Here is a 4489-nt window from a genome sequence, read left to right on the forward strand (position 1 = left end):
TGCCGCCGGCCTGCTCCCGCTTGATGAGGGCCATCTTGTCCTCGGGCGTGGCCTCGGCGAGGAAATCGTCGACACCCGCCTCCTCGGCGATCGCCCGCGCCGTCTGCGGGTTGTCACCCGTGATCATCACCGTCCGGATCCCCATCGCGCGCAGGGCGTCGAACCGCTCCCGGATGCCGTTCTTGACGACGTCCTTGAGGTGGACGACTCCGAGCACGCGCACTCCGTCCGTCCCGTCGGCGGCCACCACGAGCGGAGTGCCCCCGCTCTGCGCGATCCGCTCGACGGTGGAGTGCACGTCGTCGGAGACCGTGCCCCCGGCCTCGCCCACCCAGGCGATGACCGCCCCGGCCGCGCCCTTGCGGATGCGGCGGCCGTCCAGGTCGACCCCGGACATCCTGGTCTGCGCCGTGAACGGAACGAACCGGGCCCGGGCCAGTTCGCCCTCCCCGCGGGCGCGCAGCTCGTGCCGCTGCTTCGCCAGGACGACGATGGAACGGCCCTCCGGCGTTTCGTCGGCGAGGGAGGACAGCTGGGCGGCATCGGCGAGTTCCTGCGCACCCACACCCGCCGCCGGGAGGAAGTCCGAGGCCTGGCGGTTGCCGAAGGTGATGGTGCCCGTCTTGTCCAGCAGCAGGGTGCCGACATCGCCCGCGGCCTCGACGGCCCGCCCGGACATCGCGAGCACGTTGCGCTGGACGAGCCGGTCCATGCCGGAGATGCCGATCGCGGAGAGCAGGCCGCCGATCGTCGTGGGGATCAGGGCGACGACGAGGGCGACGAGGATGACGATCGTCTGCTCGGCCCCCGCGAAGATCGCGAAGGGCTGGAGCGTGACGACGGCGACCAGGAAGACGATGGTCAACGACGCCAGCAGGATGTTCAGCGCGATCTCGTTCGGCGTCTTCTGCCGCGCCGCGCCCTCCACGAGGCCGATCATCCGGTCGATGAACGTCTCACCGGGCTTCGAGGTGATCTTGACGACGATACGGTCGGACAGCACCTTCGTCCCGCCGGTGACGGCGGAGCGGTCACCGCCCGACTCGCGGATCACGGGGGCCGATTCGCCGGTGATCGCCGACTCGTCCACCGAGGCCACGCCCTCGACCACATCGCCGTCCCCGGGGATGACCTGCCCCGCCTCGACCGCGACGTGGTCACCCGGCCGCAGTCGCGCGGAGGGCACCTCCTCCTCGGCGGTTCCGGTCGCGTGCGGCCGCCAGTCCACCAGCCGGCGCGCCGGGGTCTCGGTACGGGACCGGCGCAGGGTGTCCGCCTGCGCCTTCCCGCGCCCCTCCGCCACCGCCTCGGAAAGGTTGGCGAAGAGGGTGGTCAGCCACAGCCACACGGTGATCACCCACGCGAACACGCTCGGATGCCGGACGGCCGAGAGCGTGGTCAGTGCGGCCCCGACCTCGACCACGAACATCACCGGGTTGTGCACCATGGCCCGCGGATCGAGTTTGCGGACGGCGCCGGGCAGGGCGAGCAGCAGCTGCCGGGGGTCGAGCAGACCGCCGGCGATCCGGGCCGCCGAAGGGGGCGGCGGGCCTGCCGTGGCGGACATCAGTGCAGACCTTCCGCGAGGGGGCCCAGCGCGAGCGCCGGGAAGTAGGTGAGGCCGACGACGATGAGGACCACGCCCGTCAGCAGACCGACGAACTGCACGCCGTGGGTGGGCAGCGTGCCCGCGGTCACGGGCAGCCTGCGCTGGGACGCGAGGGATCCGGCGAGTGCGAGGACGAACACGATCGGCAGGAACCTGCCGAGGAGCATGACCAGCCCGAGCACGGTGTTGTACCAGACGGTGTCGGACTGCAGCCCGGCGAAGGCCGAGCCGTTGTTGTTCGCGGCCGAGGCGAAGGCGTACAGCACCTCCGAGAAGCCGTGCGGGCCGGGGTTGGTCATGGCCGCCCGCTCTCCCGGAAGCGCCATCGCCAGTCCGGCACCGGCCAGTGCGACGACGGGAGTGGTGAGGATGTACAGGGAGGCGAACTTGATCTCGCGGCTGCCGAGCTTCTTGCCCAGGTACTCGGGGGTGCGGCCGACCATGAGCCCGGCCACGAACACCGTGACCACGGCGAGGATCAGCATTCCGTACAGGCCGGACCCGGTACCGCCGGGGGCGATCTCGCCCAGCATCATGTTGAAGATCAGCAACCCGCCGCCGCCGGGCGTGTACGAATCGTGGGCGGAGTCGGTGGCACCACAGGAGGTCAGCGTGGTGGAGACGGCGAACAGCGCGGAGGCCCAGATGCCGAACCGCTGCTCCTTGCCCTCCATCATGCCGCCGGCCGCGTGGCCCGCCGTACTGCTGACGCCGTGCAGCTCGTTGGCGGTGACCACGGCCACCGAGACCGTCCAGAGCAGGGCCATCACGGCGAGGATCGCGTAGCCCTGCCGTCGGTCGCCGATCAGGGTGGCGAACATGCGCGGCATCGCGACCGCGATGACCAGCATGAGGTAGGTCTCGATCAGATTGGTCAGGCCGGTGGGATTCTCGAAGGGGTGCGCGGAATTGGCGTTGTAGAAACCGCCACCGTTGGTCCCCAGCTGCTTGATCGCCTCCTGCGAAGCGACGGGGCCGCCCGTGATGCCCTGGGTCTGCCCCGCGATGGTGGCGACGGTGCGCACGCCGTGCAGGTTCTGGACGACCCCGTCGGCCACCAGGACGATCGCGAAGACGAAGGCGACGGGCAGCAGGACCCGCAGCACGATCCGGGTCAGGTCCACCCAGAAATTGCCGATGCGCTCGCTCCGTTCGCGCGTGAACCCCCGGACGAGGCCGACGAGCACGGCGATGCCGACGGCGGCCGACAGGAAGTTCTGCACGGCCAGGCCCGCCATCTGCACCAGGTGGCCCATGGTCTTCTCGCCCGCGTACGACTGCCAGTTCGTGTTGGTCACGAAGGAGGCGGCGGTGTCGAAGGACTGGTCGGGCGTGACCGGCGCCATGCCGAGCGAGAGCGGGAGGTGGTTCTGCAGACGCAGGAACGCGTACAGGAACACCATCGACACCAGCGAGAACGCCAGCACGCTGCGCAGGTACACCGGCCAGGTCTGATCGGACTCCGGCTGCACTCCGGCGGCCCGGTAGACGAGCCGCTCCGCGTACAGGTGGCGGGAGCCGCTCAGGCAGGCGGCCAGGTAGTCGCCCAGCGGGCGGAAGGAGAGGGCGAGCACGGCCACGAGGGCGAGGATCTGCAACCAGCCCGCGAGGGTGTCGCTCATCAGAAGCGCTCCGGGAAGAGCAGGCAGGCCAGCAGGTAGCACACCATCGCCACCGCGACGACGAGCCCGACGACGTTCTCCGCACTCACAGTCGTTCGACCCCCCGGACCGCGAGCAGGAGCAGCCCGAACACCACGAACGTGAGGGCGATGAACACCAGATCCGCCATATGGGTCGAACCCCCGCTGATTCATGAGCGTCTCGGTCGGCGCAGTGGACTTCCCGGGGGAGTGTGCCGCCTCGTGGGGCCCGCCCCTGCGCACCCCGCACGGGCGCCGGCGGACATGCATCGAATGGAGGCACTGGAGCCGGATTCCCGCCTCTCTTGATCACCCGTTCGGGCCGCGAGGGAATCCACGACCGGGCGGGACCCGCGGCATACGATCCGTACCCGGTGATCCGTCCCTACTGCCGGGGTTGGTGTCGTGTCGTTTCTCCTCCGCGCAAGCGCTCCCGCGCGGCCGGTGTGGAGCCGCCTGGCGCTGGCCGCCTCGCTCTGCCTCCCGGCCCTGCCACTCGTTCTCGCGACCCCCGCGGCTGCCGCCGCCGGAACGTACGCCTTCGTCACCGAGGTGACGAACGCCTCCACGCCCGGCAACGTCCTGGTGATCGACACGGCCGCTCAACAGATCACCGCCAGGATTCCCGTGGGCGTCAACCCCTACGGCGTCGCGGTCACGCCCGACGGCACCGAGGCGTACATCACCAACTTCCTCTCGGGAAGCGTCTCGGTGCTCGGCACGTCCGACAACGCGATCACCACCACCGTCGACGTCGGAGGAAATCCCTTCGGGCTGGCGGTCAACCCGGCCGGTACCCAGGTCTACGTCGCGAACGCGGACGAGCTGGACGTGATCGACACGGCCACGCACGCCGTCACGGGAACCATCCCCGTCGGTGACACCCCCGTCCAAGTCGCCTTCAACCCGTCCGGCACCCGCGCCTACGTCACCAACAGCGCCTCGCACGACGTCTCGGTGGTCGACACCACCACGACCCCGCCCACGGTGACCAGCGTGGACGTCGGCGTCGGCAACCAGCCGGTCGACGTGGCGGTCAGCCCGTCCGGTGACCTGGCCTACGTCACGGTCACCGACGTCGACACGGACTCCGGCACCGTGGTGGCGATCGACACGACGTCCCTCACCATCACGTCCACCACCGCCGTCGGCGACGACCCCGCCGGGGTGGCCGTCAGCCCCGACGGCGGGCGCGTCTACGCGGCCAACCAAGGCTCGGGCACGGTGTCTTTGATCGT

At 70.3% G+C, this 4489-nt stretch carries 4 protein-coding genes; 1 reads left to right on the forward strand and 3 read right to left on the reverse strand.

All coding sequences use genetic code 11. The features are described from left to right. From kdpB to kdpF, 3 genes are all read right to left on the reverse strand, one after another. Window positions 1-1567: potassium-transporting ATPase subunit KdpB (gene kdpB / locus ACFXA3_RS36400; RefSeq protein ID WP_385194399.1), on the reverse strand; the 1567-nt coding region annotated here is incomplete at its 3' end. Beyond that, window positions 1567-3231, reverse strand: coding sequence for a potassium-transporting ATPase subunit KdpA (gene kdpA, locus ACFXA3_RS36405; RefSeq protein WP_385194401.1), 1665 nt, complete (start codon window positions 3229-3231; stop codon window positions 1567-1569). The genes kdpA and kdpB, both read right to left, overlap by 1 nt. Next, on the reverse strand, window positions 3231-3320 hold the full coding sequence (kdpF, locus tag ACFXA3_RS36410) for a K(+)-transporting ATPase subunit F (protein WP_385194404.1): 90 nt from the start codon (window positions 3318-3320) through the stop codon (window positions 3231-3233). Before kdpF ends, kdpA begins: the two co-directional genes overlap by 1 nt. A gap of 336 nt (window positions 3321-3656) precedes the next feature. Between kdpF and ACFXA3_RS36415 the strand changes: the two genes are divergently transcribed. Then, on the forward strand, window positions 3657-4489 hold an 833-nt coding region (locus tag ACFXA3_RS36415; RefSeq protein ID WP_385194407.1), incomplete at its 3' end, for a YncE family protein.

It is taken from the genome of Streptomyces sp. NPDC059456, assembly GCF_042750055.1.
In the GTDB taxonomy this organism is placed as follows: domain Bacteria; phylum Actinomycetota; class Actinomycetes; order Streptomycetales; family Streptomycetaceae; genus Streptomyces.